23 protein-coding genes are annotated in these 26,924 nt (G+C 62.8%); 9 read left to right on the top strand and 14 right to left on the bottom strand.

The window, feature by feature from the left end:
• Position 1: 1 nt before the first annotated feature.
• The 10 genes from N688_RS16375 to N688_RS16330 all read right to left on the bottom strand — a co-directional run bounded on the left by N688_RS16375 (position 2) and on the right by N688_RS16330 (position 11,518).
• A complete protein-coding gene (locus N688_RS16375) occupies positions 2-1,396 on the bottom strand; it encodes an aldehyde dehydrogenase family protein (RefSeq protein WP_081838929.1) in 1,395 nt (464 codons plus the stop codon).
• Positions 1,397-1,549: 153 nt separating this feature from the next.
• Positions 1,550-3,076, bottom strand: coding sequence for an FAD-dependent tricarballylate dehydrogenase TcuA (gene tcuA, locus N688_RS16370; protein ID WP_052890284.1), 1,527 nt, complete (start codon positions 3,074-3,076; stop codon positions 1,550-1,552).
• Positions 3,073-3,381, bottom strand: coding sequence for a Dabb family protein (locus N688_RS16365; protein ID WP_052890283.1), 309 nt, complete (start codon positions 3,379-3,381; stop codon positions 3,073-3,075). The genes tcuA and N688_RS16365 overlap by 4 nt, the downstream gene beginning before the upstream one ends.
• Positions 3,382-3,435: 54 nt before the next feature.
• Positions 3,436-4,194, bottom strand: coding sequence for an SDR family NAD(P)-dependent oxidoreductase (locus N688_RS16360; RefSeq protein ID WP_052890282.1), 759 nt, complete (start codon positions 4,192-4,194; stop codon positions 3,436-3,438).
• A gap of 175 nt (positions 4,195-4,369) precedes the next feature.
• A complete protein-coding gene (locus N688_RS16355; protein ID WP_052890281.1) occupies positions 4,370-4,861 on the bottom strand; it encodes a cupin domain-containing protein in 492 nt (163 codons plus the stop codon).
• The gene (locus N688_RS16350; RefSeq protein ID WP_052890280.1) at positions 4,858-6,660 is read right to left on the bottom strand and encodes a thiamine pyrophosphate-binding protein; all 1,803 of its coding nucleotides are present in this window, start codon (positions 6,658-6,660) and stop codon (positions 4,858-4,860) included. The genes N688_RS16355 and N688_RS16350 overlap by 4 nt, the downstream gene beginning before the upstream one ends.
• 133 nt (positions 6,661-6,793) lie before the next feature.
• Complete coding sequence (locus N688_RS16345) at positions 6,794-7,537, bottom strand: ABC transporter ATP-binding protein (protein ID WP_156025472.1); 744 nt, start codon at positions 7,535-7,537, stop codon at positions 6,794-6,796.
• A complete protein-coding gene (locus N688_RS16340; RefSeq protein ID WP_081838928.1) occupies positions 7,530-9,329 on the bottom strand; it encodes a branched-chain amino acid ABC transporter ATP-binding protein/permease in 1,800 nt (599 codons plus the stop codon). The genes N688_RS16345 and N688_RS16340 overlap by 8 nt, the downstream gene beginning before the upstream one ends.
• Positions 9,326-10,207, bottom strand: a complete 882-nt coding sequence (locus N688_RS16335; RefSeq protein WP_052890278.1) for a branched-chain amino acid ABC transporter permease — start codon at positions 10,205-10,207, stop codon at positions 9,326-9,328. The genes N688_RS16340 and N688_RS16335 overlap by 4 nt, the downstream gene beginning before the upstream one ends.
• 87 nt (positions 10,208-10,294) lie before the next feature.
• On the bottom strand, positions 10,295-11,518 hold the full coding sequence (locus tag N688_RS16330; RefSeq protein WP_052890277.1) for an amino acid ABC transporter substrate-binding protein: 1,224 nt from the start codon (positions 11,516-11,518) through the stop codon (positions 10,295-10,297).
• A gap of 778 nt (positions 11,519-12,296) precedes the next feature.
• Here N688_RS16330 and N688_RS16325 point away from each other — a divergent pair.
• From N688_RS16325 to N688_RS16305, 5 genes are all read left to right on the top strand, one after another.
• Entirely contained in the window at positions 12,297-12,974 is a 678-nt protein-coding gene (locus N688_RS16325; RefSeq protein ID WP_052890276.1) for a GntR family transcriptional regulator, read from the top strand.
• A gap of 687 nt (positions 12,975-13,661) precedes the next feature.
• Complete coding sequence (locus N688_RS16320; protein ID WP_202901942.1) at positions 13,662-14,504, top strand: COG4705 family protein; 843 nt, start codon at positions 13,662-13,664, stop codon at positions 14,502-14,504.
• Positions 14,505-14,864: 360 nt separating this feature from the next.
• A complete protein-coding gene (locus tag N688_RS16315) occupies positions 14,865-16,181 on the top strand; it encodes a hypothetical protein (RefSeq protein ID WP_156025471.1) in 1,317 nt (438 codons plus the stop codon).
• A gap of 143 nt (positions 16,182-16,324) precedes the next feature.
• Positions 16,325-17,011: a response regulator transcription factor gene (locus tag N688_RS16310; RefSeq protein ID WP_052890274.1), complete on the top strand. Its 687-nt coding sequence runs from the start codon at positions 16,325-16,327 to the stop codon at positions 17,009-17,011.
• Positions 17,012-17,030: 19 nt separating this feature from the next.
• A complete protein-coding gene (locus tag N688_RS16305; protein ID WP_162179579.1) occupies positions 17,031-18,698 on the top strand; it encodes a sensor histidine kinase in 1,668 nt (555 codons plus the stop codon).
• Here N688_RS16305 and N688_RS16300 read toward each other — a convergent pair.
• From N688_RS16300 to N688_RS16285, 4 genes are all read right to left on the bottom strand, one after another.
• Positions 18,673-20,430: a glycosyltransferase family 39 protein gene (locus tag N688_RS16300; RefSeq protein ID WP_052890272.1), complete on the bottom strand. Its 1,758-nt coding sequence runs from the start codon at positions 20,428-20,430 to the stop codon at positions 18,673-18,675. The genes N688_RS16305 and N688_RS16300 overlap by 26 nt on opposite strands.
• A gap of 332 nt (positions 20,431-20,762) precedes the next feature.
• On the bottom strand, positions 20,763-21,929 hold the full coding sequence (locus tag N688_RS16295) for a helix-turn-helix domain-containing protein (RefSeq protein ID WP_052890271.1): 1,167 nt from the start codon (positions 21,927-21,929) through the stop codon (positions 20,763-20,765).
• A 20-nt stretch (positions 21,930-21,949) separates the two neighbouring features.
• Positions 21,950-22,336, bottom strand: a complete 387-nt coding sequence (locus N688_RS16290) for a hypothetical protein (RefSeq protein ID WP_052890270.1) — start codon at positions 22,334-22,336, stop codon at positions 21,950-21,952.
• A gap of 129 nt (positions 22,337-22,465) precedes the next feature.
• Complete coding sequence (locus tag N688_RS16285; protein ID WP_052890269.1) at positions 22,466-23,632, bottom strand: helix-turn-helix domain-containing protein; 1,167 nt, start codon at positions 23,630-23,632, stop codon at positions 22,466-22,468.
• Positions 23,633-23,811: 179 nt separating this feature from the next.
• On the opposite strand from N688_RS16285, the gene N688_RS16280 reads away from it, so the two are divergent.
• The 4 genes from N688_RS16280 to bioF all read left to right on the top strand — a co-directional run bounded on the left by N688_RS16280 (position 23,812) and on the right by bioF (position 26,754).
• Positions 23,812-23,997, top strand: coding sequence for a hypothetical protein (locus tag N688_RS16280; RefSeq protein WP_052890268.1), 186 nt, complete (start codon positions 23,812-23,814; stop codon positions 23,995-23,997).
• A complete protein-coding gene (locus tag N688_RS16275) occupies positions 23,994-24,860 on the top strand; it encodes a class I SAM-dependent methyltransferase (protein ID WP_052890267.1) in 867 nt (288 codons plus the stop codon). Before N688_RS16280 ends, N688_RS16275 begins: the two co-directional genes overlap by 4 nt.
• Positions 24,857-25,399, top strand: a complete 543-nt coding sequence (locus N688_RS16270; protein ID WP_052890266.1) for a hypothetical protein — start codon at positions 24,857-24,859, stop codon at positions 25,397-25,399. Before N688_RS16275 ends, N688_RS16270 begins: the two co-directional genes overlap by 4 nt.
• A 158-nt stretch (positions 25,400-25,557) precedes the next feature.
• Positions 25,558-26,754, top strand: a complete 1,197-nt coding sequence (bioF, locus tag N688_RS16265; RefSeq protein ID WP_202901941.1) for an 8-amino-7-oxononanoate synthase — start codon at positions 25,558-25,560, stop codon at positions 26,752-26,754.
• The last annotated feature ends 170 nt before the right edge of the window (positions 26,755-26,924 follow it).

The raw sequence follows: 26,924 nt of genomic DNA, 5'->3' as shown, positions 1-26,924 counted from the left end.
ATCACGGTCCCAGCATGACCAGGCGCTCTACCGTCATCTCGCGGATAGCATACGCTGGCCCTTCTTTGCCGAAGCCGCTATCCTTCATGCCGCCGTAGGGCATGCCATCGGCGCGCGTACTGGAAGTGCCATTGATAATCACGCCGCCCACTTCCAGACGCCGGGCCAGCTCCAGGGCCGTCGCCAGCGAGGAAGTATAGACGCCAGCCTGCAGACCGTAGCGGCTGGCGTTGGCCGCCTCTATTGCCTCATCCAAGCGCTCGAAGCGCCCAATACTGACCACAGGGGCGAAAATCTCCTCGCGCATGATGCGCATCGGTGGCGCGACCTCATGCAGCAGGGTTGGCTGAAAGAGCGTGCCCTCGCAGGAGCCGCCGACCAGGGCGCGCGCCCCCGACCGCAGCGCCTCCTCTACCAGCGAGCAGGCGTGCACTGCCGCACTCTGGCTAATCAGCGGACCTACGTCCGTCGCTGGATCGGCAGGGTCGCCGCTCTTTAGGGCTGCCACCTGCGCGCTCAGACGCTCCACAAACTCGCGCTCGACCGAGGCATGGACAAAGAGCGACTGCACCGAGGTACAGACCTGGCCAGCTTTGCGATAGCCAGCGTGAGCGACATCGCGGGCGGCGCGCTCCAGATCGGCGTCGGCACAGATGATGGTGGCCGAGACGCTGCCCAGCTCCAACGAGACCGGGCGGAGGCCAGTCTCCCGCTTGACGATCGTCCCCACCTCGGTTGAGCCAGTAAAGGTCGTGAAGCCAATGCGCGGATCGCGCAAGAGCCGCAGACCAACCGTGGAACCGGAGCCATAGAGCACCTGCAGGCGACCCTCTGGTAGCCCGGCCTCTTCGAAGACCTGCCCCAGGAGAGAGGCCGTCAGCGGCGTCAGCTCCGCCGGCTTGAGGATGACCGCATTGCCAGCGGCCAGGGCCGGCCCGATTTTATGGCAGACAGTATTGAGCGGCGCATTGAAGGGCGTAATCGCCAGAACGAGGCCGACCGGCACGCGAATCGTGAAGGCGAGACGCTGCTCGAAGCCGGGGCTGGCGTCCAGGGGCACCACTTCGCCGCCCAGACGGAGGGCCTCCTGCGCGCAGAGAGTCAGGGTGACCACGGCGCGGGCAAATTCTTGCTCGACATCCTTGCGCGAGAAGCCGGTTTCGCGACGCATGGTCTCCAGAACAGTGGTCCGGCGCTCTTCGAGCAAAGCCACTGCCCGCTGCAACACTGCCGCCCGCTCGCGCGCCGGCCACGGGCGCCGGCTGGCCTGCTCTGCCGCCTGCAACGCCTCCTCAATCTCGCGCTCTCCAGCCTGCGGTAGCTCACCGATGATCTCCCCACTCCACTTGTCGCGCACAATGACCGCCCTGGCTGCAGCCGATGACTGACTCATCATGCCATCCTTTCCGTATAGATCGTAGCTTCTCTGCCGTTGTGGCCAGGCCAGGCCAGGCCAGACTGGCTGGTCAAGCCCGATCTGTCCAGCGCTGCCCCGCTCTCTTCCGAGAGGCCGGGCTGGTGACCAGCCAGGGGAGAAGCCAGCAAACCACTAGCTAGCTGACTGACTGGCCTTATCAAGGGCCCGCTGCTCGCGAGACCACTGCCCGGCGGCTCGTCCGGCCCGGCGTCCGAAGACCGAGCCGGCCATCAGACCGGCACCACCCGGATAGTTATGGTAGAAGAGACCCCCGACCAGCTCGCCGGCAGCATACAGACCAGGCACTGGCAGATTGAGCCGGTCCAGCACACGCCCATTGGGGTCAATGCGTAGCCCCCCGAAAGTGAACGTAATGCCGCAGGTGACGGCGAAGGCGTAGTAGGGTGGTGTATCCAGCGGCTGGGCCCAGTTGGATTTTTTGGGTGTAATGCCGACCGTGCACTTGCCGTCTTTGATCGCCGGATTAAATCTCACATCGCGCACCACGGCGGCATTAAAGGCTGCTACCGTCTCCTCCAGGCCATCGGGATCGATCCCGGCCTTCTGGGCCAACTCGCGGATCGTCAGAGCCTCAAAGCGCGAGACACCGGGCGCTGTGTACTCATCCTTGCGCAGCAGCGGCTCAGTTTTGGCATCGAAGAGCTGGAAGGCGATGCCATCGGGTTGCTTCATGATCTCAGCGCCGTAGCGAGCATAGGTGTAGTTGCGGAAATCGGCCCCTTCATCGATGAAGCGCTTCCCCTGGCTATTGACCACAATCCCCAGCGGGTAGGACTGCTTGGTCAGCAGGTTGGTCAAGAAGCGATCACCGTGGGGAGGAGAGGCGACGTCCCAGGCTACCGAGTGGCAGCCACTCCAGTGGCCGTAAGCCTGCGCTCCCAGTGCCAGAGCGGCAAAGAGGACCTCGCCCGTATTGTATGGCGTGCCACGGACACGCGCCAGATCCCAGCCAGGCCCCAGGTAGCAGGTACGAAGCTGAGGATTGGCCTCGAAGCCGCCCGCCGCCAGGACCACGGAGCCGGCCCGGATACGCTGCCGCTCTCTGCCTGGTGGGGCACACAGCACACCGCAGACTGCTCCCGTTGCCTCGCACTCTAGATCGACCACCGGGCTGTTGAAACGCACCTCGATGCCGCTGGCCGTCGCTGCCTGCAGATGCTGCTCAATTAATCCCTTGCCGCCATTGACCGTACCCAGGGCCAGCCCGCCCCAGAAGCGGAATTCTCCGTCGACCTGAAACGACTGGCGATCGTACATCAGGCGGAAGCGTAGCCCCTTCTGATGCAGCCAACGGATCGTCTCGGCGGCCTCCTGTACCAGAATGGCCGTCAACTCAGGGTCGCAGCGGCCCTTCGTCGTGCGCTGCATATCCTGGAGGAACTGCTCAGGTGTGTAGGGAGGGAGCGCCGTTCGCTGGAGAAAAAGCTCATCGCGCTCGTCCAGCAGCGGCAGCAGCTCCTCCAGACTAGAGAAAGTGGTGCGGAAGGCCCCCGCCGTGAAATAGCTGTTGCCGCCTGCCCAATCGCTACCGGCCTTTTCCAGCACTAACACCTTGTCCACCTGCTCGCGCGCCGCATGAGCAGCGCTGAGGCCGGCGTTGCCGCCGCCGACCACGATGACATCGTAGTACTCTGTCATTGATCCTCCATTACCAGTTGTACCATTGCGCGCCCATCGCTGTGAATCAGTTGAGACGTCAGGTGCTGGCTGATCGCTACATGCGCGGGATGCTGCATATAACGCTCCCAGGCCTCCATATCGTCGAGGTCGGCCACCAGCGCGACGGTATACTGTTGATCGCGCGGACTGATGTTGCGCCCGGCCACCAGGCTGCGCAAGCCTGGCACCTGCCCGACAAGCGAGCGCCAGGCGGCACACAGCTCTTCTAGCTGCTCCGGCCTCGCCTCGGCGCGGGCCTTGCCAAGAAAAATATGGCGTATCATCGTGCTGTTTTCCTCCGTTCTCCTCGCCTGCCATGAGTGAGCCGAGCGTACGGGCTACATCGTGAGCCAGCCGCCATCGACATAGAGCGTGATCCCCGTGATGTAGGCCGACTCGTCGGAGGCCAGAAAGACCGCCGCCCCTGCCAGGTCGCTCGGCTGCCCAACGCGCCCCATTGGGATATGGGCCAGCGTTGCCGCTAACGATTGCGGATCATCCAGTCGGTCCTTGCTCAGCTCCGTATAGATCGGGCCGGGGCCGATGGCGTTGACCCGAATATGGGCCTTGACCAGCGCCAGGGCCATCGCTTTGGTCAGGGTGCGTACCCCGCCTTTGCTGGTGCAGTAATGGACAGTCGTCGGGTTGACGCTCTCGGCATTGACCGAAGCGATATTGATGATGACGCCGCCACCTTGCTCCTTCATCTGGCGCGCAAAGGCCTGGCCACAGAGAAAGGTTCCCTTCAGGTTGATGTTGAGCACCCGATCCCATTCAGCTTCCGTGATCTCCAGAAAATCGTAACGTCCGATGACGCCGGCATTGTTGACCAGAATATCGACCCGCCCGAATTCGCGAACCGTCCAGGCAGCCAGCTCATTGACCTCCGCCGCATTCGTCACATCGAGATGCCTCCCGACAACCCGTTGACCTGTCGCCTGAGCAAGCTCGCCGGCAGTCTGGCGGGCGGCTTCCTCCATAACATCGGCGATCACCACATGGGCCCCTTCGCGGGCATAGGCTTCTGCAATGGCGCGTCCGTTGCCGCGGGCCGCGCCAGTAACCACGGCGATGCGATCCTTCAAGCGCTCTCCCATGAGAGTTGCCAGCTCCTTTCCTTCTCTTGTTTCTTCAAGGCTGCTCGCTCTGCGAGAGAAGGGCAGCCAGAGGCCGGTGGGCCGGGCCTGAGCAAGTCGACCCGACCTCTGCCGGTCGCTGGGCTGGTTGGTGGGCGTCAGTCATAGCCGCACGAGCAAAGCGAGCAGCTTCCCGTCACGAAGCGCCCGTGTCCGTGCTAGCGGGCGAAGTCGTGTCACCGTTAGAGACCGCGACCTCGTGCTCGCGTTGGTCGCGGCGCTCCAGCTCGCCGGCGGGCACCGTCACCACGATGAAGAGCAGATCCTCCAGGCCCGTATTGGCCAGCGAATGGACCACTCCCGGCGGGATGAAAATGGCCGTATGCGGTTCTACCACGTATTGGCGCTCGCCGAGGCGCATCAGGCCGCGCCCCTTGAGAATGTAGTAGACGTGCTCGGCCTCTTCATGGACGTGGTTCTCAGCGTAGCCGCGTGGCTGATAAAGCGAGAGTCGAAAATCAAAGTAGCGCGTCGTGCTATTATCCGGGTTCACCAGCAGCTTAGAATAGGCCTGGTGATGCTGCGGCGGCTCAACCCAGAGCAATTCTTCGGCCCGCACCGGGCGCACCTCGCTGGCCTCCTTGGGCATCGAAGAGGGCCGCGGATCAAACGACGCAAACGCACTCATACCTGATCCTCCTGCCAGCCGAACGTAGGCAATGGATGGGGCAGCGGCGGGAGCTCCCAGCTGGCCGTTGCTGGGGGCCTGACCTCGCGATCGACGCGCACATCAAGGACCGTTGGGCGCCCGCTCGTCAGGGCCTGGCGCAGGAGATCGCCCAGATCGCTGGGGCGCTCGACCGTGTAGCCCTCGGCCCCCATTGAGCGCGCCATAGCGGCGAAATCAGCCGAGAGAAAACGTCCGCTCTGCGCCTCGACAAAGCTTGTCACCAGCTCGCGCCCGCTGCCGAAGTAGCCGAGCTGCTGATCGCGGATCGAGCAATAGCCATAGTTGTTCCAGATCAGCCAGACCACCGGAATGGCGTATTCGACTGCCGTGGCGACCGTGCCTGGCCACATCAAGAAGCCCCCATCGCCGCAGACACTGACCACGTTCCGCTCAGGGGCGGCCAGCTTGGCCCCCAGGGCGCCAGCGACCCCAAAGCCCATTGACGCGAAACCAAAGCTCTGCAACAGCGTACGTGAGCGATAGGCGGGGAAGGCCGAGACCAGCCAGTTATGGTGGACGCCGACATCGGAGACCACGATGGCATCCTCGGGCAAGGCGGCGCGCAGCTCACTGATGACGCGCTCGGGCCGAATGGGCACCGCCTCCGAGCGGCGCGGCTCAGTGACATGGGCCTCCCATGTGCGTTGCCACTCGCCGATCTTCTCCAGCCAGGCTCGACGCGCCTCCGCCCGGGCCTCCAGCGCTGTCTCTGTACAGGATGACAGCGCCTCCAGCAACTGACGCAGCACCGTTCTCACGTCGCCCACAATGCCGACCGCTGGTTGAAAATTCCTGCCGATCTCGCTGGGATCGATATCGACGTGGATCAGCCTGGTAGGCGGAATGCGATAAGTGAAGCCAGGCAACCACGAGCTGGTCGAGCGATCGTCAAAGCGCGTCCCCAGAGCCAGAATGACATCGGCGTTCCGCGTCGCAGCATTGGCCGGATAGCTGCCGTTGCGTCCCGTTGCCCCCAGGCTCAAGCGATGGCGCGTATCGATGACGCCCTTACCGAGCGGCGTGGTAGCCACCGGGATCGCCAGGCGCTCGGCCAGGCGCAGCAGCTCCGTTTCAGCCTGGCTTAGCTCGACGCCATGTCCGGCGATGATCACCGGGCGCTGAGCCCCGAGTAAAAGATGTAGAGCCTCCTGCAGATCGGCAGGATCGGCTCCGGCGCGCGAGGCAATGGGGCACTCCCATAGCTCGCGCTCGGCCTCCTCGCGCTCCACGGTCTCCACAAAGACATTGAGCGGTACATCGAGGTGGACTGGCCCCGGGCGCCCGCTCAGCATCAGCGTGTAAGCCTGGCGTAATGCCAGCGGAAGCATGTCGGCCCGCGTTGGCTGAAAGCTGCGCTTCACGTAGGGGCGCAACACATTGACAAACTCCCCCTGGAAGTAGCGCCCACTCTCCTGAAAAGGGCCACGGTTCCACTGCGAGGTAGGCACATTCCCGGTGATGGCCAGCAGGGCCGACGAATCCATGAAGGCCGAGGCGATGGCCGGCACCAGGTTCGTGGAGCCAGGACCACAGGAGGTGAAGGTTGCAACCGGCTTCTGAGCGACGCGGAAATAGGCATCAGCCATGAAAGCGGCGCAGGCCTCATGGTGCACGGAAATCGCCTGTAACTCGTCCCGGCGATCGTAGACGGCATCCAAAAAGCCAAGGATGCCATGACCGCAGAGACCAAAGACATAGGGGACACCTCGCCTGATCAGAAAATCAACGATCAGTTCCGCCCCCTTGATGGCTGCCATCGACAATCAGTCCTCCTCCTGCTAACGGAATAGGTTGCGTTGCAAGCACGCTGCTCACTGGCCAGCCAGACGCCGGCCCCAGCCCTGACGCTTCACCTCACCTGGCAGCGCGCTCAGATACCGGCGCTATCCATCACGCCGGTCCCTGGCTGCTGGCCAGTGGACTGGCTCGCCCGACATAGGACTCCACCAGGTGGGGATCGTGCAGCAACTCGGTTGCCGGAGCCACGCGCGTAATGTGCCCGTCCTCGAAAACGTAGCCGCGCTGAGCGAAGCGCAGGGCCGCATAGGCGTTCTGCTCGACGACGAAGACTGTCAGGCCGTCGCTGTGCAAGACGCGCAGCGCCTGGTACAGCTCGCCGACCACCCTCGGCGCCAGGCCGGTCGATGGCTCGTCGAGGATCAGCAGACGCGGGCGAGTCATCAGGGCGCGCCCAACCGTGACCATTTGTTGCTCACCGCCGGAGAGCAGACGGCAGCGCGTCTGGCGCAGGCGCTGGAGCTTGGGAAAGACCTGATAGATGTGGTCCAGACGCTGGCGCAGCTCTGCTTTGCTGGCGCGATAGGCTCCGATCTCTAGATTTTCCTCGACGCTCATTTCGGGAAAGAGGGCCCGCCCCTCGGGCACATAGCCGATGCCCAGGCGTACGCGCTCAAAAGTCGGCAGCCGTCCCAGAGCGCGACCTGCAAAGAGCACCTGCCCACCGCTCAAGGGAAGCTGGCCCATAATCAGACGCAAGAGGGTTGTCTTGCCGGCCCCGTTGGCGCCAACAGCAGCTACGGCCTCCCCCTCGGCGACGCTCAGGCTGACCTCATGGACCACCGTGCGACCGTGATAGCCGCCCGAGACCTGCTGTAGCTGGAGCAACTCAGGCATTGACCGGCTCCTCCTCTCCCGTGCCCAGGTAGGCTTCGATCACAGCGGGATTGCGCAATACCTCGTCCGGACGGCCCTGGGCGATAGTGGTACCGAAATCAAGGACAGAGACATGATCGGCAATGGGCATAATGGCAGGGACAACGTGTTCGATCGCTATCACAGCGCAGCCCGCGGCGACTGCCTCGCGCAGCAAGGCATGGATCAGGCGGATCTCTTCGGGCGACATGCCAGCCATGACCTCATCAAGGAGCAGCACACGCGGACGCAGCATCAAAGCCCGCCCGATCTCCAGGAAACGTAGCTGACCGGGCGGCAGGCTCTCAGGAGAAGCATCCCACTGATCGCGTAAGGCCAGGCGCTCCAGCATCTGGGCTGCCGCTCTGATGGCTTCCTCCTTGGAGGCACTCGCCACCAGGGCCGGCAACAGCAAGGTCTCCCAGGCCGTCAGCGAGGGGAAAGGCCGGCAGGTCTGGAAGGTGCGGGCGATACCGGCCCTGGCAATGCGATAGGGAGCCAGGCGCTTCAGCAGCATCTTGCCGAGGCGGATAGCCCCGCCGTTGCAGCGATCGAAGCCCGTGATCAGATTAAAGAGGGTTGTCTTGCCGGCCCCATTGGGACCGATCACCGCCACAATATGCCCACTGCGAGCCTCCAGACTGACCCGATTCAGAGCGGTCAGGCCACCAAAACGGCGTGTCACCTCCTGGCAGCCCAGCACTGGCTCGCCCACATTGCCCACAGCCGCGGGGAAGAGCGGCAGGCGCTCCTCTGCTTCCACCGGCGGCGGAGGACCCCACACCGGACGGCGCCGCAGCCAGCCAAAGCGCTGGAAGAGCGAGACCAGGCCGCCCGGCATCCAGATCACCGCGATCAGAATCAAGGCCCCTAGAATGATCTGCTGCTGCTGCGGGAACTGGGCCCAGAGAGCATTGCTAATCAAGGAGATGACCACTGCCCCCAGAAGCGGCCCCCAGAGCGTCCCAATGCCGCCGAAGAGCACCATCAAGATCGTCTGCAGCTCATAGGTATTGTTGAAAGCACTGCCGGGATCGATAAAGCCCACGTTCCAGACGTAGAGCGAGCCGGCCAGCGCCGCCAGGCCAGCGCTCAGGCAGAAGGCGGTCACCTTGCTGGCATTGGTATTGATCCCAGAAGCCTCAGCGGCCTTCTCGTCGTCGCGTAAAGCCAGCAGGCGCAGCCCCAGTGGCGAGCGCAGCAGCCAGGCCGTCAGCACCACAGCCCCCACGGCGCAGCCCAGCATCGCAAGCGCCGTCTCCTGCGTCGTTCCCACGATCGGCACCGGCTCGCCCATGCTCCCACCGACCAGCGAGGTGGAGGTCGCGATCAGCGCGCCAATGCGGCTCAGCCCGAACATACCCAGAGCGAAAAAGATGCCCTGCAGGCGGAGCATGACCGTTCCCAGCGGCAATGCCAGCACAATGGCCGCCAGGACCGCGCCCAGCGCCGCCAAATACCAGTCCCACTGCCAGGCGATCTGACAGGTGGCTGCCATATAGGCGCCGATGCCGAAGAAGCCCACCTGGCCGAAGGAGACATAGCCACTCAGCCCACTGATGATGTTCCAGGCGTAGGCCAGCACCACGAACAGGCAGGTAGAGAAAAGTAACTGAGCCTGATCGCCATTGCCGAAGAGGGCCACCATCGCCGCCGCCAGCACCACGATCCCAAAGAGCAACCAGATCCTCTCTTGCCTGAGACGAGCAAGGGTGATGGCCACTCGTGGCGCTCTGGTCCGTGTCAAAGCCGGCCTCGTCTCTCTCTCTCTCATATGCGCCCCCTGTGGCCAAGCAGGCCCTGCGGTCGCACAATCAGCACTAGAATAAAGATCAGGTAGATCATCGCCGAGGCGGCGCTGGCCCCCAGGAAATAGCTGCTACTGACCTCGATCACGCCAAGCAAGATAGCCGCCAGGAGAGCGCCCAGATAGTTACCGAGGCCCCCGAGGGCGATCAGCGTAAACGCCTGCACGGTTACAAAGCCGCCAGAAGCGGCCTGGACAGGGATCAGCACCACGGTGAGGGCGCCGGCGGCCCCTGCCATAGCGGCCCCCAGCGCGAAGGTCAGCAGGCGGATACGGCCCGTATTCAAGCCGCAGCTAGCCGCTCCCAGCTCTGACTGAGCCGTGGCCCGTACCAGCCGCCCCCAGCGTGTGCGAGTTAGCCAGAACTGGACAGCAAAGGCCAGAACGAAGGCCACCAGCGACGAGACAATTAGCGACTCCGGCAGGAAGAGTGGCCCCAGGCGTACAGCGGATTGAAAGAACGGTACCGACTGATACTGGCCTCCCCAGATCAAGAGAGCGATATTCGAGATGATCGATGAGAGACCGAAGGTAATCAGCAGCGTGCGCAGCTCACCTTGCGATCCTGTCGTATCCACATGGGCCAGCAGGCCGCGGTAGACCGCCAGGCCAACGAGCAGGAAGAGCAGGGTGGCCAGAGGGATAGCCAGGACTGGCCCGGCCTGGAAGGCGCCATAGAGCGTCACGGCCAGCAGACCAGCCACGACAATAAAATCGCCGTGGGCCAGATTGACCACCTTCATCACGCCGTAGATCAAGTTGAGGCCGAAGGCCATCAGCAAGTAGACCCCGCCCCACATGATACCGGTCAGTAGGAGTAACAGATAGGTCTGGAGCTGAAGCATCGTTCGCGTTCCCCCTCTTCCAGGTCGGTCAGACGGGCGTGCCCGCCCCGCGCAGAGCAGCGCCATGCCGACCCATTGCGGGCGTGCTCACCAGTTCGGATGCGGCAACTGGACAGGGCTGGTGGCTACTTCTGATGGCCAGACCAGCTCTTGCTTGCCGTTTTGCCACTGCAGCACATAGGACTGATAGCCCAGTTGCTGACCAAGGCTGTTCAGCTTGAACTCACCAGCCACCGTCTGGAGGTCGAGCTTGAGGTAAGCATCGCGGATCTTAGTCTGATCCAGGCTGCCGGCCATCTTGACGGCTGCCGCCAGGGCCTGCATTGTGGCATAGGCCATTGCCGCATGATAGTCGGGATCGCGACCAAAGCGCGCGCGGAACTTCTGAACAAACTCGGCATTGCCACTGGTCTTGATCGTAGGGAACCAGAGCGTTGTGCCCAGGATGCCGTTAGCTGCGTCGCCCAGGGCGCTGCCAAACTCTGGCTCGACGGGTCCGATGCTGAAGGCGAAGAGCTTGGCATTGACGTTAGAGGCTCGTGCGGCACGAATAATGCCTTCGGCGTCGGCCAGATAGGTGGCGCCGATGATCATGTCGGGTTTGGCGGCACCAGCTTTGAGGACGAGGGCGGTGAAGTCGTTGGTGTCGGCTGGGTAGGTGGCTTCAAAGACCACACGTATGCCGCGCGAGGCAGCCTCTTGCTTGATCCCTTGAGCCAGCTCACGCGGGAAGGCGGTATCCTGGATCAACAGGGCTAGCGTCTTGTAGCCCTTGGTGGCCGCCAGGTCGATGACTGGGATCATGTAGCGCGGTGTCTGGGTGATCGACTGCACAAGGTAGGGATAGCGCCCACTGAAAGGCTCCAGGTTGGCGGCCATCGCTGGCATGGCCATCTTGTAACGTGTCACCAGCGGCGCGATGGCTGAGGTCAGGTCGGTCTGGTAGGGCCCAACGAGAAGGTCCACCTTGTCAGTGGTGATAAGACGCTGGTAGAGCTGGACCGCGGTTGAGGCGCTCCCCTGGTCATCGTAGTAGACCAGTTGCACTTTGCGCCCAAGTAGTCCGCCTTGGGCGTTGATGGCTTCGACGCCAAGCTGATAGCCTTGCAGGTCAAACTTGGCCGGCGCCGATTGCGGACCTGTCTCGGTGATGGAGAAGCCGATGCGGATCGGCCCCGAGGACGAGGAGCCGCCGGAGGTGGAGGAGGCGCAGGCTGAGAGCACCAGTGCAATCAGCAGCAGGCAAGCGATAAAAAGGTGGCCGCTTGGGAGAGAACGACGGGGCGCGTGCGGTCGCTGAAATAGTGCCATGTCGAGACACCTCCTTGTGAGAGTTGAATAGGGCCGCCTTGGTGCGTGCGTTCGTCCATTCGTTAGGGTTGGAGGCTCTTCCCTCCTGCGCCTCCGGCATAGCTTTGCTGTGCCATGCCGGATCTGCTGATCAGCGTGGCGCTCGCTGCCGCGGGGCAGGCAGTCTGACAGACAAGTAGGCCCAGACTCCTCGGCAACGCCCGAGAGGAGCGGGAGAGAACACGGCAAAGTACAGAAGACCAGCTAACCAGCCAGCCGGATAGCCAGGCAGGACAGCCTGCCTGGCCAGTAGTCACGCGCCGACTGTTCCGACTTGCCAGATCTGTCTTGTTGCATTACCTTGCCATGATGGGCGCTTCTCCGCTCGTCCTGTCGTACACCTGATAAGCCATACTGCTGTATGTACAAGACTGTCCAGAGATGAACCAGGGCTTTCGTCAGCTCTCGCTCTGGCTCCGGCGAGCAGGTCCGCAAGTAGAGCCACAGGCGGACAGGCAGTCCCAAGGCTCCGGCCTGCTCTCATCACGAACTCATCACTGTATACAGTCGTATACAGTTGTACAACAGTTATATACACTGGGGAAGGAAGCTTGTCAAGGGGGTGAGCCTTGCTGAATGGCGCGCTCTGGCATTGTGATGAGAGGGGTAGAACCGGCATCTGCTCCCTGTCAAGAAATTCCGGCTCGCTTGACAGCATCTTGCATACGGATGTATACAATTAAGGAGAGCAAGGAAGGCTCTCCATGACACTTCTCTCTCAGGAAAGTGGGTGAAGTATATGCCTCTCTCTCGAATCCAGCTCCCGGGTGAGCGTTCCCGTGCCCAGGAACTGTATGAATTTCTGCGCAATGCTATTCTTGATGGAACCTTAGAGCCGAATGAGCGGCTTGTAGAGGAGAGCATTGCTGCTCTGGCCTCAGTCAGTCGCACGCCGGTGCGGGAGGCGCTGCGTAAGTTGGAGGCGGACAATCTGGTGAGGGATACTGGTCAGGGGATTGTCGTCGGGACGACCTCGCCGGAGGAATTGGAGGAGCTGTGTGCTGTGCGCGAGACCCTGGAGGGGATGGCTTCGCGGCTGGCGGCGCGTTTGCGTTCAGAGCTGGAGGTAGCCAGTTTGCGGCGCATTCTGGAGGAGTATCGTGAGGCAACACAGCAGCGCGACGTTGAGCGGCTGGTGGTGCTCAACCATGCCTTTCATGAGGCGATCTGGCAGGCGGCGCGCAATCGCTATCTGTTCCGTGAGCTGACGAATCTGCGCGATTTGATCGAGCGCTTGCAGAAGACAACGCTCGATAGGCCGGAGCGCCAGCGGGCGGCTCTGCCCGAGCATGAGGCCCTCTTTGAGGCTATTGTGCGCCAGGATGAGGACGAGGCTGAGCGTCTGGCGCGCCTGCATTTCCGGGAGGCGATGGCGATTCGCCTGATGATGGCCCGGCTGGCGCAGAAGCGAGTCTAGTCAGCGGTCCCCTCTCCTGTTGGTGGGTGAGGCGTCCGGGTCTGCTCCTCTGGCGGCGGGTCTGGCTTGCTCTGTGCCTTTCTGGACTGGCGTTCTTCACTTCTCTTCGTGCTGTTCCTACTGCTTTTATTGGTTGACTCGTTTGTGTGAAGCTCTCTTTTTCCCCTGGAGTGGTGCTACTGCGCATGGCGCAGGTTGGGGGTGGGGGTCCGAGTTGCTCTGGTGAGCAAGGGCAGCCGGGGGGGCCTGCTGCCTGGGTGCATGACTCTGCGCCGTCGCGTCTGGGTTGGTGGGACGAGATTGAGGGGGCGGACTGGGGGCACGGGCTTCCTTTCTCTCTCCGTGGCCGGTTAAGGATTTCCATCGTTCTGGTAGAGCAGCGATGGAGCACGAGAAGGCTGGAGCCGCTGCCGTGCTTCCCGTGGCTGCTGGCAGAGCAGAGAGGTGCCGATTGCTCGATGGGCCGCTCTGCCTGCTGCTACTCTTGCGCGATATTGATGGCATACTGCACGGAGGGACAGATTAACGCTATGCATACTCCTCTTCCTGTGACTCCCGCTCATCCAGTAAGGAGAGGGGGGCTGAGTGAGGCTGTTCGGGCTTTTGTCAGGAACGTTGGTGCTTGTTGCCAGTCCGGGGATCGGGGGCGACGGGCGCTGTCGAGGTGCGAGCCGAAAGGAGGCTACCATGTCTGACATGCGTTCTTCGCCGTTGGGGGTCCATCCTGCCAGGCAGGAGCCGTCTTCTTCTCCTCCTGCGCTCTCGCCTCAGCAATGGCAGCCGCTGTTCGTCAAGGTACCGGAGATCACGGTCTATTTCTGGGTGATCAAGCTCCTGACGACGGCCTTGGGTGAATCGACCTCGGATTTTCTGGTCTACCAGATCAATCCCTATGTGGCGGTGGGCTTAGGCTGCTTTGGGCTGGTGGCGGCCTTGATCTTGCAGCTCTGCCTGCGGCGCTATATCGCCTGGGTCTACTGGTTGGCGGCCTTGATGGTGGCGGTCTTTGGAACGATGGCCGCCGATGTCTTGCATGTGGTGCTGGGTGTCTCGTATGTAGTCTCGACGGTTTTTTTCTCGACGGCCCTGGCGGTGGTCTTTGTGGTCTGGTATTGGTGTGAGCACACGCTCTCGATTCATAGTGTCTATCGTGGGCGCCGTGAGCTGTTCTACTGGGCGGCGGTGATTGCCACCTTTGCCCTGGGAACGGCGGCAGGCGATCTGACGGCGGCTACTCTGAATCTCGGCTACTTCCCCTCGATTCTGCTCTTCGCGGTCCTCTTTGCGCTGCCGGCGCTGGGGTACTGGTTACTCCGCTTCAATGCGATCGCGGCCTTCTGGTGGGCCTATATTGTGACCAGGCCCCTGGGGGCCTCGATTGCGGACTGGCTGGGCAAGCCGTATCTGGGCGGCCTGGGTTTAGGCGATGACAAGGTCTCGCTGGCCTTGCTAATCTTGTTGGTTCTGTTTGTGGCTTACTTGAGCGTCACGCGCCGCGATGTGCAGGACCGTCCTGCCGGAACGCGCTAATCGCCTGACTCATGACTCGTTGACGGCGAGCGGCAGGGCCTGGTCTGCGCCGGAGCGGGCAAGATCATGCTGGGTGCCCTACCACCTTCAGCGGCAGGTGGTGGGGCACCCTCTTTTTGGTTGCTTCTTGGATGGCATACCTGGCTCTGCTGCCGTTGCAGAACGATGGCCTGTGCAGGTCCTCGGGATGCCTCTTTCTATTTAGCTCCAATTCAGGTCTTTCAAGTATACCTTCTATAGCGAACAGTCAATGAGGCTTGAGCGGAGTCTCCGTAGTGTTCACTCATGCCCTGACACCTGCGAAAGAGCAGAGAGGGGGAGCCGATGAACAGCATAAAGATGAGGGACAGAGCGCGGCCTTTGCAGCGATCTTTACTGGTGATGGTTGCTCTGCTCCTGGCGTTGGGGGCCTGTGGCGGCCAGCCAGCACCGTCGCGCGGAGGCGGAGAGAAGCAGAGTATCCTTGGCAACAATGTGCTGTATGTTGTGGATGGTTCACCTTCCAGTCAAAGCAGTCAGCGTCTGCTTGTGTTTGAGGCGGCGGGTAAGTCTTCTGGGAAGGTTTTGACCTTGCCCATTGGGTTGATGTCGCAAGATCATCGCCGCCTCTATCGGGCGCTGGCAGGAGGAGGACAGACGAGGATCACGGTGGTTGATATGCGCTCGGGGGAGACGCTGCGCTCGCTGACTATTGCCGGCAGCTACTCCACGGCGGACCTCGGCGCCGGCAAATCCTTGCTCTCTGGTGATGGCCGCTGGCTTGTGTTGCGTGACCTCAGTACGCCAGCTCAGATCAGCCGCCTCGCGCTGATCGATATGGCGGCGGGCAAGTTGGCAACCACCATTAGCCTGAGTGGTGATTTCGATCTTGATGGCATCTCGCCCCAGGGGCGCATCCTTTACCTGCTCGAATATCTTGATCGCGCCGCCTATCACTATAATGTGCGAGCATACGATGTGGTGGGTGAGCGCTTGCTGCCCCAGGTGATCGTCGACAAGAACGAGCCTGATGAGAAGATGCAGGGGGTTGCTCTCACCCGCCAACTGGCGCCCAACGGAAAGGCTGCCTTTACCATCTATATCAATCCCGAGCAGAATAAAGCCTTCATTCACATTCTGCCCTTGACTGATCGGCTTGACGACCCGCTGTTGGCGCGCTGTGTCGATCTGCCGACCGGGACAGGTGCCCAGGCCAGGGCCTTGCTCCACTTCTATACGCTGGCCCTTTCGCAGGATGAGCAGACCCTGTACGCAGTCAATGCGGCCCTGGGGGTGATGGCTGTCGTTGATGTCAGGCTCGCTTATGATCCGAAGAGCGTGACCGGGGTGCCTGGGCCGACGAGCGATCGGTTCAGCCCTGGGCGCACGCAGCAGGCGGACCCTGAAGTCATGGGGCGCCAGCTGGCCAGTGGGGCGGTGCTCTCGCCTGATCAGCGCTGGCTCTACGTGGTTGGTCTGAAAGGCATCTGGGTGTTTGATCCTCAGCTGCCGGGCCTGCAAAGCGAGTATGTGCCCCAGGAAAGTTTCACCGGACTGACCATTGATGGGACGGGCAGACTGCTCTATGCTGTCAGTCCTGCTGAGGGGATTATCCCTATCGACCTCAGCAGCGGCGAGGCGCAGGCTCCGCTGAGCGTACCGGCCAGGACTCCCTGGGCGATTGGTCGTCTTGATTGATGAGTGGATTGACGAGTGATCTGAGCCAGGCTGGCTGTGGCGGGGGGACGGCGTGCGATCTTCGGCTGAGCTGAGGGTCTGCGCTGTCCTGCCCCGCTGCTGCCCATGATTGAAGCTGGGGGCATCCGGTCCCGATAGGTAGGATGAAGGCGCACATTCTGATTGTTGATGACGATAGCCGCCTGGTCAATACTCTGCGCCGTACTCTGATCTATGAGGGCTTTCAGGTCTCGACGGCCTTTGATGGACAGAGTGCGCTGGCGGCGGTGCGGGCGACTGCGCCCGATCTGGTCATTCTTGATCTCATGCTTCCCGGTCTCGATGGTTTGCAGGTCTGTCGCTCCCTGCGCGAGGCCAGGGAGCGTGTTGCCATTTTAATGCTCACGGCGCGCGATGCGGTCAAGGATCGTGTCCAGGGGCTAGAGTTGGGCGCGGATGACTATCTTGTCAAACCCTTTGCGCTTGAAGAGCTGTTAGCGCGCGTCAAAGCGCTGCTGAGACGTGCAGCTCCGTCCACCCTTGGCCGTGAGATGCTATGTTTTGCCGATCTGGAGCTGGACACGGCCACGCGCCAGGCCCGGCGCGGCGAGCGCCTGATTGAGCTGAGCACGACGGAGTATGAGCTGCTGCTGCTCTTCCTGCGCAATCCGCGGGTGGTATTGACCCGTGCTTTCTTGATGGAACAGATCTGGGGATATGATTTCGAGGGGAGTCCGAATATTCTCGAAGTCTATGTTGGGCGCCTGCGCAATAAGCTGGAGCAGCAGGGAGAGAAGCGGCTGATTCAGACGGTGCGTGGCGCTGGCTATGTCTTGCGACTTTCCGAGTAAGGGGAGCCGAAGGAGAGCGATGGTTGCAATGGTTGCAATGGTCGCGATGGCGCCGAGGGCTATGAGGGCGCTCCCGCTGCAAGTGCGCCTGACGCTGGTCTATACGCTGCTGCTGGCGCTGGCGCTGGGGGCTTTCGGGTGGCCTGTCTACCGACAGGCTGAGGGCACGGCCTATCAGGGGCTGGATGATCTGCTACGCAGCCGTGCTGCGAGCGTGCGCTTTGGAAAGATCCTCTGGGTTAGTGAGTGTAGCGCTGCCGCGCAAGAGTCCTTGCCGCGGGGGCTGCCTGTGCTCCTCAATGGCGTTGACACGCTGGGGTCGGGGGTCTCGATCGAGGTGCTGAGCGCGACAGGAAGGCTGCTGGCCACGACCTCGGGGTCTGGCGAGGCGGCTACCGCGAATGCCAACCCGCAGCAGTCGCTAGTCTATCTCGATCCGGGCAGCATGACACCTCTTCCCCAGCCGGTGCCCTGGGATGCTGCCGCCTTTCGGCAGGCTCTCCAGAGCAGCCGCACCGAGTCCGTGGCTGCGGCGGAGGTGGGCTTCTTCACCACCCTTTCCTATGCTGGCCGTCATGTGCGCGTCTATACCCTGCTCAGCGGTCCTGGTTGCCAGGGGGTCTATCATGTGATCCAGGTAGCGCGCTCGGAGCAGGATATCGAGCTGTGGCTGGCCTGGTTGCGGGCGGCGCTGCTTGGGGGGGCTGCGCTGACGCTGCTGCTGGCTATGTTGGGAGGCTGGTTTCTGACGCGGGGACCGCTGCAGGCCGTGCAGCGCATCACGCGCACGGCCCGGCAGATTAAGGATGCGCGTGATTTTAGCCGGCGGCTGACTCTGGATAGTGGTGAGTTGGGAGGAAGTAAGGAGCTAGGGGAGTTAGCCCGTACGCTGAATAGTATGTTGGCCGCCTTGGAAGAGGCGTATCGTGCTCAGCAGCGCTTTATCGCCGATGCTTCGCATGAGCTGCGGGCCCCTGTGACCTCCATTCGTTGCAATCTTGATCTGCTGGCGCGCGCGCCTGATCTGCCGGCGAGCGAGGTACAGGCGGCGCTGGAAGATGCCCGCGCGGAGGCCCAGCGCATGGGGCGCCTGATTCAGGACCTGCTGTTACTGGCGCGCAGCGATGAGCTGCAGCGGCTGCGTGCCGGTGGCGGGCGAACAGAGAGGCAGTCAGCGCAACGTTCCTTGTCGCGCGTGCCGCTTGACGATCTGCTGCTGGAGGTCTTCCACCAATACCGGCGGCTGAGCCGGCCCGAGCGACCCGAGGGCCAGGGAGCTTTCGACGAAGACGATTGCGGGCCACGGCTGGTGCTGCTGCAGACGGAGCCGGTGCAGGTCTATGGCGAGGCTGACGCTCTCAAGCAGGCCCTAATCGCTCTAGTGGATAACGCGCTCAAGTATACTCCTGCGCGAGGGACGGTCTCGCTGGCGCTCTCGATCGAGGGGAGGCAGGCCCAGCTACGGGTAAGCGATACGGGGATCGGCATTGCGCCCGAAGACCTGCCCTATGTCTTCGAGCGCTTCTATCGAGCCGATCGGGCGCGCAGTCGTGACCGCGGTGGGAGTGGGCTGGGGTTGGCCATTGTGCGCAGTATTGTGCAGGCGCATGGGGGCAGTGTCTGCGTTGAGAGCACGCCGGGCCAGGGCAGCACGTTTGCGATCAGGTTGCCATTGGCGGAGCCGTAGGGGCCAGCGCGAGCCGGCTGCTGGCACTGGCCGGGGAGCCTTCTGAGGATGGTTCTGGTGTGACGGCGTAGAGGTGCACGCTGATGCTGCCGGCGCTGCTCATGGAGGCCAACAAGTGGTAGTGGTGGTCCAGCCAGGTTTCGACGGCGCTGACTTGCTGGGCGGCCTGGCTATCGGGGACACGCCCGACGATGTAGAAGAGACGGGGGTGTTGGCGGGCGTAGGCGGCGACGGCGTTGATGTCGAGGGCGGCGTCGGGTGTGCGTCCAGGGGCGGCGTAGCCGTTGTCGGTCTGCCAGGAGAGCAGGTTACCGGGGGCGTCGTTAGTGAAGTGGGCCTGGCTGATGGGGTAGGCGTAGAAGTAGTATTCGAAGGAGACCTGACAGCCCTGGATGGTGTTGTAGCAGACGAGGCCGTCGTTGGGCTGGTAGTGGTGCTGGAGCCACATGGCGGCGCTGCGCCAGTCTTCGAGCTGGGCGTGTGGGTAGTAGTTGAGGGCGTTGACGAAGGAGAGGGCGACGAGGAGGAGAGCGAGCGCTCCCTGGAGGAGGCGCGGGCGCACGAGGGAGAGGCCCAGGGCGCTGAGGAGGGCGAAGGCGGGCATGGTGACCACCAGGTAGCGGGAGGAGAAGAGGCGGGCCGGTCCGAGTGAGAGGCCGAAGCTGAGCAGGATGGTCAGGATGAACCAGCAGCCGATGAGCCAGAGCAGTGGGAGATGGCTGACAGAGTGGTACCAGCGCTGGTCGGTGAGGGTACCGCTTTCGGTGGTGCTCTCGGAGGCGCCTGCCGGTTGGGGCTGACGCCGCCTCTGGAGCTGTTGCAGGCTGAAGGCCAGGGGGATCAGTATCAAGGCTGGCAGGCAGCTCAGGACGAGCAGGGTCACGAGCGGATGGTCGCCGCCGAGCATGACGGCCAGCAGGTTGAGCAGGTCGTGGATGTGCGGCTGTGCCAGCCACTCGGTCTTACCAGTTTGTCTGGCGACGGGGATCAGCGGGAGGGCGAGCAGGCCAATAGCGACGGGAGCGCTGGCGATAAGCTTCCAGCGCTGGCGGGCGCCCTCGCGCCAGGCTGTAGGTAGCAGCCAGAGGCCAGCAATGGTCACAAGCTGGATGAAGAAGATGACCAGGCTGAAGAGCTGGGCGTAGAGGGCCAGAGTGGTGGTGACTACGTAGAGGGTCCACCAGCCGGCCAGGCGACGGCTGGCGGTGTGGCAGGCAGCCAGGGCGTACCAGGAGAGGGTGAGCAGCAGCAGCTGCAGGGCGTAGGCGCGGGTCTGCTGGGCGTAAATAAGCGTCGAGTAGTTGAGCAGGTAGAGCAGGGCCGCGCAGAGGCCGCCGCTCACACTGAGGTAGCGTTTGCCGAAGAGGTAGACGACAACGACGCTGAGGGCGGCGCAGATAGCTGAGGGGAGGCGGACGATGAATTCGGTAGGGGCCAGTCCGAGAGTGCCGGTGAGTTGCAGCCAGAAATGCAGCAGGAGATAATACAGCTCCATATTCGGCTCGGGTCCCCAGATGGCTTGCCAGAGCCGCGGCAGTGGCTGGCGCGCCAGCTCAACAGAGAAGGCTTCGTCAAACCAGAGGCTGGGCGATCCCAGTGCATGCAGATAGAGCAGCAAGGCGAGTAAGAACAAACAGCTGGCAGGGAGCCAGGCTATGGCCAGGTCGAGCGACGCGCGTGAGCGAAGCTGCTGGCTGAGTGGGCCGAAGGCCTTCCGTGCGGCAAGGTTCATTGTGGTCTCATCCTTTATTGGGTAGAGTCAGAGTCAAGAGCGGACGATCGATATGGATGAGCATAGCATAAGCAAGCGAGAGGCAAAAGTGATCAGGACAGAGGTAATGGAGTGGGGAGATGAAGCGCACAGCCCTGGGTGGTCGGGGGAGGGTAGCTGAGAGACTGGGGCATAACAATGATGGCGTGCTGCATGATTCGTCTCCATGCTGCACAAGAGAGCACGCAAGCTGTGCCTGGTGCCAGGCGACGGGTCGCGCGCTATGGTAAGAGCCAGGCAGGAACGGGCTGGCCTGAAACGATCATGCCAACCTATAGGCTCACTCCGCCTGATTATTCTAGCTTCCTTCTTGCCTCAGACAAGGCGTCTTTCAAAGTCTCAAGACGTTTATCCTTCCCGATGGGGAGAACGCGCAAACGCTGATAGGTTTTTTCGACCCAGCCTAGCTGACGTCTTGATTGATAGGAGGTGGCTAGTTCTATCCCTTTCAAGGACAGAGAGATTCCCTCATCTAGCTCTCCCAGGCGTAGGTAAGCCTCTCCCTTATCAATCAAGTACGCTCCCTGCTCTCGCAGCGGCCTGAAAGGGCGCAATTTGTCTGTCTGCTCGTAGACCTTGAGAGCCTCGGCAGGTTTCCACAACTCTGAGAAGCCGCCGGCCTTAGCCCAGAGAACATCATCGAGGCTGAAATCGTTGGCCAGTCCGGCGAGGCTGTCCTGCTGACTGGAAACCAGATCGAGGGCCTGCTCGATGCAACGCAGGAAAGGGGTTTCCTGGCCGCTGTCCGCGTAGACCGTGGAGAGATGGACGTAGTACATGCCCTGGGTGGCCGGGCTGGCGCCAATCAGATGCTGGCGAGCGGCCTCGAAGCAGCGGATGGCCGTTTCGAAGCGGCCCCGCTTGCGTAAGAGGCTGCCCTGGTAGACCATGCCGATGGTGAGCAGGTCGGGGTCACGAAGTTCCTCGCCGAGGGCGATGGCTTCGGAGAAGTGGCCGGCAGCGGCGGCCAGGTCGAGGCGGTCGACGGCCATGCGTCCGAGCATCTGGTGGGCGTAGGCGAGGAGCTGCTGAGCGGGTTGGAGGAGGTCACCGTGATAAGAGATGAGGGCCTGGTCGAGTTGGGAGACGAGGTCATGGAGCTTATCTTCGAGGGAGGGGGCTTGATCGGCGATCCAGAGCAGGTAAGAGAGCTGGACCATGTCGCGGCTGGGGGCGAGGAGCATCTGAAGGATGGCGCTATCGGCTTGTTCGGGGCGCTGGATCGGGAGGGAGCGGCGAGGGATGCCGCGCCCGATGGCGTCGAGCTGGTCTTGAGGGATGTCGAGGAGGTCGGCGAGGCGCAGGACCTGCTGGAGGCTGTCGAGCTTGCGTTGGCCGCGTTCGATCTGGGAGACGTATTCACGGCTGTAGCCCCAGCGTTGGGCCAGGTCGGCCTGGCTCCAGCCACGAAGGCGGCGGTAGGTGCGGATAAGATGGCCGAAGGTGTGCTGAGGTAACATGGTGCAGCCTCCTCTCTGTGTCAATAATCGGGAGCGGACTCGGCCAGGGCGTCGGCGAGGGAGCGGCTGGCGCGTGCGGTCTGCTGCTGGAGCTGGTCGAGGGAGCGCTGGAGGCCCTTCTGTTTGAGTTCGGGGAGCAGATCGAGGGCGAGGGAGATGCCGGCGTCGAACTCGTGGGCCTTGACGAGGACGATGACGCGAGCGGTGAGTAGCATCAGCTCCCAGAAGCGGGTAGCCGGCAGGGAGTGCTGAGCGAGGTCGAGGTAGTGGAAGGAGAGCTGAGCTTGCCCGAGGTCGGCGCAGCTACGCGCGTACTCCTCGTAGACAGTGCCGCGGTTGTAGAAGAGTGGAAGGCCGGCGACTGTGGGGCTAAAGCGTTCGGGTGCGAGGGCTTCGGCCTGCTTCATGATTCGTCTCCATGCTGCACAAGAGAGCACGCAAGCTGTGCCTGGTGCCAGGCGACGGGTCGCGCGCTATGGTAAGAGCCAGGCAGGAACAGGCTGGCCTGGAACGATCATGCTGTGCTCTCGGGCTGATTATTCTAGCTTCCTTCTTGCCTCAGACAAGGCGTCTTTCAAAGTCTCAAGACGTTTATCCTTCCCGATTGGTAGTGCTCTCAGTTGCGTGTAAATCCGTTCTACCCAGCCAATTTGGCGGGCTGAGCGGTATTCGGTTGCCAGCTCTAGCCCTTTTAAGACGAGGTGAAGCCCCTCTTCAAGGTCTCCAAGCCGCAGATAGGCTTTGCCTTTATTAATAGTATATGCACCGAGTTCTCGCAAGGGCCTGAATGGCCGAAGTCGATCGGTTTCTTCAAACACCTTAACGGCTTCGGCTGGCTTCCAGAGTTCGGCGAAGCCGCCGGCCTTAGCCCAGAGAACATCATCGAGGCTGAAATCGTTGGCCAGTCCGGCGAGGCTGTCCTGCTGGCTGGAAACCAGATCGAGGGCCTGCTCGATGCAACGCAGGAAAGGGGTTTCCTGGCCGCTGTCCGCGTAGACCGTGGAGAGATGGACGTAGTACATGCCCTGGGTGGCCGGGCTGGCGCCAATCAGATGCTGGCGAGCGGCCTCGAAGCAGCGGATGGCCGTTTCGAAGCGGCCCCGCTTGCGTAAGAGGCTGCCCTGGTAGACCATGCCGATGGTGAGCAGGTCGGGGTCACGAAGTTCCTCGCCGAGGGCGATGGCTTCGGAGAAGTGGCCGGCGGCGGCGGCCAGGTCGAGGCGGTCGACGGCCATGCGTCCGAGCATCTGGTGGGCGTAGGCGAGGAGCTGCTGAGCGGGTTGGAGGAGGTCACCGTGATAAGAGATGAGGGCCTGGTCGAGTTGGGAGACGAGGTCATGGAGCTTATCTTCGAGGGAGGGGGCTTGATCGGCGATCCAGAGCAGGTAAGAGAGCTGGACCATGTCGCGGCTGGGGGCGAGGAGCATCTGAAGGATGGCGCTATCGGCTTGTTCGGGGCGCTGGATCGGGAGGGAGCGGCGAGGGATGCCGCGCCCGATGGCGTCGAGCTGGTCTTGAGGGATGTCGAGGAGGTCGGCGAGGCGCAGGACCTGCTGGAGGCTGTCGAGCTTGCGTTGGCCGCGTTCGATCTGGGAGACGTATTCACGGCTGTAGCCCCAGCGTTGGGCCAGGTCGGCCTGGCTCCAGCCGCGAAGGCGGCGGTAGGTGCGGATAAGGTGGCCGAAAGTATTCTTGGGTAACATAACGAAGGCATCCTCCGCTTCTGACAGGTAACATAGTGTGCCGTCGTAAGGAACATGTAGTACCGTTTCCACCCTAATCTTTCTGATATGATATAAGTCAGAAAAGCATCTGACTATCTCGATGGACAGTATAGTCGTTCGAGGAAGATACTGACAAGTAGAGAGGAGGAAACTTCAGCATGGCCACCGTGCCCCAGCCCTGTCTCCCAAGCGTAGCGCGTAAACAGTCGCTCTGCGAGCGCTGTCTCTGCCGCAGCCTCTGTCTCAACCAGCCGCAGCCGATTGTCTTGCCCCGTAGCGAGCGAGTGTCGTGGGCTACCATCCTGCGTCGGCTGCTCTCCGAGCGAAAGGAGGGGTGGGCATGATCTGGACCTGGCTCACCCAGCTGCTGGGAGCCAGCGGCTCCCCTGCCATCGCCGTAACAGGCTCCAGCGCCGCCGGCCCTGGTCCCGCCGAGACCTATGCCCTGCCGCGCTCGCGCCGCGAACAGGCCCGCCTCGACCTGCAACACTTCGCCCTGCGCCAGCTCCTGGGCAGCCACTTCCTGGCGCCCGTAGAACAAGCGACCGCCATCCTGGACGTCGGCAGCGGTACTGGCATCTGGCTGCGCGAAGCCGCTCGCCGCTGGCCTCACGCCCGACTGGTGGCCCTTGACAAAGACCTCTCCCTTTGCCGTCAGCCGCTCCCTTCGCACTGCCAGCCGGTTCAGGCCGACCTGCTAGCTGGCCTGCCCTTCCCCGAAGCTCACTTTGACTACGTCCATCAGCGCTTTCTGGCTACCGCCATTCCCCTCACCGCCTGGCCTGGCATCCTCGACGATCTGCTGCGCATCACCCGGCCCGGCGGCTGGCTCGAACTGATCGAAGCCACTGGCGACACCTGCAACGAAGGACCGCTTCATCGACAGGTCCGCACCTGGTTCAGCGCCCTCCTGGAACGGCGTGGTCTGCGCCTGGATGCCGCTCTGAACCTGCCCCACTGGCTGCAAGAGCGCGGCCTACAGCCACACACCCTACGCTTCCAGATGCCCCTGTATGGACGTCGGCGGGGTGCCCCTCTCTTCCGCGAGGATGTCCTGAGCGCCCTGCGAGCCTTGGAGCCGCAGCTTGCCGCCGTCAACCATCTCCCTCGCGAGCAGGTGGCCGAGACGCTTGCCGCCCTGCCCCAGGAATGGGAGTGCCTGCGCACCAGCAGCGGAGGGCTGGCCGTCTGGGGGCGCAAACCATGAGCCGGCGTCGTCCTTCTCCTCAAGGGCGCCAGCCGAGACGCCCGCGCCGCCGTTCGCTGCTGGCCGGCATGCCACAGTTTCCACTGGCCACCCTGGTTGAATGGGTCCTTGCCGGGCGCCTGCTGGCCGAACTGCAGGAGCAGCTCTTTGCCATGCTCTCGCCCAACGGACAAGCCTGCTGGGAGCACTGGCTCCATGAGCGAGAAGTCCTCTGGCTCCAGGGACCCATTGCCCGAGAGCTGAGCGTAGAGGAGCAAGCTACCCTGTGCGGCATGCGAGAAATAGAGGAAGTGCTCACCCTGCTGCAGCGGCGCTGCCAGCAGACGATGGTCAGCCGGACAGCCTACCTGGTCTATTTCACCGAGCCGGAAATGCACCAGATCCGCTGGCTCCTGGGCCTGGTCGAAAGCTTACTGAGGCGCTTTTGCCGTAGAGTAGAGACGAGAGACCTGCCGCTCGAACTGCGCCTTGGGCGCAGCCTCCTGCGGCGCCTTGGGAGAACCCTGCGCGATCAGCCGCGGCGCGAGAGCCTCAACTGACCCGGCTGCCAAAAGCACCCTTGCCAGGCTGGGGCCAGCTCCGCTACAATAGGACCAATCGCGTCGCCTCAGCGCCTTGCCGGAGCAGAGCGCAACCGGGGCCACGAGGCAGAGCGAGCCAGAGACAACACAGCAGGTGATCGAGGGGGACAGGTAGAATGATGCAAGAGGGCAGGCCCCTGGATTTCATGCGCGAGCGGCTGGAGGCCCTGCGTGAGGCTCAGCTCTATCGGCGGCTGCGCCCGGAGCTGGGGAGTAGTGAACCCTGGCTAGAGCGCGACGGGCGTCGCCTGCTCAATCTCAGCTCCAACAACTATCTTGGCCTGGCCACCCATCCGGCCCTCAAAGCAGCCGCCAGGCAGGCCAGCGAGCGCTACGGTTGCGGCGCCGGCTCCTCGCGCCTCATCGCTGGTAGCAGCGACCTGCACACCGAACTAGAGCGGCGTCTTGCCCGCTTCAAAAGGAGCGAAAGCGCCCTCCTCTTCAACAGCGGCTACGTTGCTAATGTCGGCGTCATCACCGCCCTCGTCGGTCCTGGCGACCTCATTCTCAGCGATGCCCTCAACCATGCCAGCATCATCGACGGCTGCCGCCTCAGCCGTGCTACCTGCACCGTCTACCCGCACAACGACAGCGCTGCCGTCGCGCGCCTGCTGGCTGAAGCGCGAAGCAGCGGGCAGTATCGGCACATCCTCGTTGTCACCGACTCCGTCTTCAGCATGGATGGTGATATCGCTCCCCTGGGGGAACTGATCGCCCTCTGCCGTCGATATGGCGCCCTCTTGCTCGTTGACGAAGCCCACGCCACCGGCTGTCTGGGGCCGGGCGGGCGCGGGCTGCTGGACGCCGTAGCGAGCGACTACGAGGGCATCATCGCCATCGGCACCCTCAGCAAAGCCCTCGGCAGCTTTGGCGCCTTCGTGACTGGCCCTGTCCTGCTCGCCGACTACCTGGTCAACGTTGCGCGCCCCTTCATCTTCACCACCGCCCTGCCGCCGCCGGTCATCGCTGCCTCCCTGGCTGCGCTCACCGTCCTTGAAGAGCAGCCCATACTTGTCGAGCGGCTCCAGGCCAACGCTGCCTATCTGCGTCGGGGGCTACAGGCCCTTGGCTTTGACACCCTGACCTCCAGCACCCATATCGTGCCCGTGCTGGTTGGCAATGCCGGGCTGGCCCTCAAGATGGCGGAGCGCCTGCAGGAGCGTGGTGTCCTTGCCGTGGCCATCCGCCCACCGACGGTGCCTGCGGGCGTGGCCCGCATCCGAGCCAGCGTCATGGCCGTACACGAGCGCAGCGACCTTGATTTTGCCCTGGAAGCCTTCGCGGACGTCGGGCGCGAGCTGGGCCTGCTCTGAGCAACGAGGGTGAAAGGGAGTGTGCAGATGCCAGCGCGACCAAAGTAGGTGTTCTCTGATAGAGGGAGGAGCGACGGCCCAGAAGTGCCGGGCGGCGCTTGGACAGGGAAAAGTCTCGCTGGCGCCCTGGCGCACGGTGGAAAGGAGCTACAGAGGAAGAGAAAGGAGGA

Origin of the sequence: Thermogemmatispora carboxidivorans (assembly GCF_000702505.1) — a bacterium.
GTDB classification, from domain to species: Bacteria; Chloroflexota; Ktedonobacteria; order Ktedonobacterales; family Ktedonobacteraceae; genus Thermogemmatispora; species Thermogemmatispora carboxidivorans.
Note: the sequence above shows the minus strand (reverse complement) of the source record. Positions and strands in the feature narration are given on the sequence as shown.

Excerpts from the sequence above, each read along its gene's own strand:
- N688_RS16375 (WP_081838929.1), bottom strand. The coding sequence starts at position 1,396 with ATGATGAGTCAGTCATCGGCTGCAGCCAGGGCGGTCATTGTGCGCGAC.
- tcuA (WP_052890284.1), bottom strand. The coding sequence starts at position 3,076 with ATGACAGAGTACTACGATGTCATCGTGGTCGGCGGCGGCAACGCCGGC.
- N688_RS16365 (WP_052890283.1), bottom strand. The coding sequence starts at position 3,381 with ATGATACGCCATATTTTTCTTGGCAAGGCCCGCGCCGAGGCGAGGCCG.
- N688_RS16360 (WP_052890282.1), bottom strand. The coding sequence starts at position 4,194 with ATGGGAGAGCGCTTGAAGGATCGCATCGCCGTGGTTACTGGCGCGGCC.
- N688_RS16355 (WP_052890281.1), bottom strand. The coding sequence starts at position 4,861 with ATGAGTGCGTTTGCGTCGTTTGATCCGCGGCCCTCTTCGATGCCCAAG.
- N688_RS16350 (WP_052890280.1), bottom strand. The coding sequence starts at position 6,660 with ATGGCAGCCATCAAGGGGGCGGAACTGATCGTTGATTTTCTGATCAGG.
- N688_RS16345 (WP_156025472.1), bottom strand. The coding sequence starts at position 7,537 with ATGCCTGAGTTGCTCCAGCTACAGCAGGTCTCGGGCGGCTATCACGGT.
- N688_RS16340 (WP_081838928.1), bottom strand. The coding sequence starts at position 9,329 with ATGAGAGAGAGAGAGACGAGGCCGGCTTTGACACGGACCAGAGCGCCA.
- N688_RS16335 (WP_052890278.1), bottom strand. The coding sequence starts at position 10,207 with ATGCTTCAGCTCCAGACCTATCTGTTACTCCTACTGACCGGTATCATG.
- N688_RS16330 (WP_052890277.1), bottom strand. The coding sequence starts at position 11,518 with ATGGCACTATTTCAGCGACCGCACGCGCCCCGTCGTTCTCTCCCAAGC.
- N688_RS16325 (WP_052890276.1), top strand. The coding sequence starts at position 12,297 with ATGCCTCTCTCTCGAATCCAGCTCCCGGGTGAGCGTTCCCGTGCCCAG.
- N688_RS16320 (WP_202901942.1), top strand. The coding sequence starts at position 13,662 with ATGTCTGACATGCGTTCTTCGCCGTTGGGGGTCCATCCTGCCAGGCAG.
- N688_RS16310 (WP_052890274.1), top strand. The coding sequence starts at position 16,325 with ATGAAGGCGCACATTCTGATTGTTGATGACGATAGCCGCCTGGTCAAT.
- N688_RS16305 (WP_162179579.1), top strand. The coding sequence starts at position 17,031 with ATGGTTGCAATGGTTGCAATGGTCGCGATGGCGCCGAGGGCTATGAGG.
- N688_RS16300 (WP_052890272.1), bottom strand. The coding sequence starts at position 20,430 with ATGAACCTTGCCGCACGGAAGGCCTTCGGCCCACTCAGCCAGCAGCTT.
- N688_RS16295 (WP_052890271.1), bottom strand. The coding sequence starts at position 21,929 with ATGTTACCTCAGCACACCTTCGGCCATCTTATCCGCACCTACCGCCGC.
- N688_RS16290 (WP_052890270.1), bottom strand. The coding sequence starts at position 22,336 with ATGAAGCAGGCCGAAGCCCTCGCACCCGAACGCTTTAGCCCCACAGTC.
- N688_RS16285 (WP_052890269.1), bottom strand. The coding sequence starts at position 23,632 with ATGTTACCCAAGAATACTTTCGGCCACCTTATCCGCACCTACCGCCGC.
- N688_RS16280 (WP_052890268.1), top strand. The coding sequence starts at position 23,812 with ATGGCCACCGTGCCCCAGCCCTGTCTCCCAAGCGTAGCGCGTAAACAG.
- N688_RS16275 (WP_052890267.1), top strand. The coding sequence starts at position 23,994 with ATGATCTGGACCTGGCTCACCCAGCTGCTGGGAGCCAGCGGCTCCCCT.
- N688_RS16270 (WP_052890266.1), top strand. The coding sequence starts at position 24,857 with ATGAGCCGGCGTCGTCCTTCTCCTCAAGGGCGCCAGCCGAGACGCCCG.
- bioF (WP_202901941.1), top strand. The coding sequence starts at position 25,558 with ATGATGCAAGAGGGCAGGCCCCTGGATTTCATGCGCGAGCGGCTGGAG.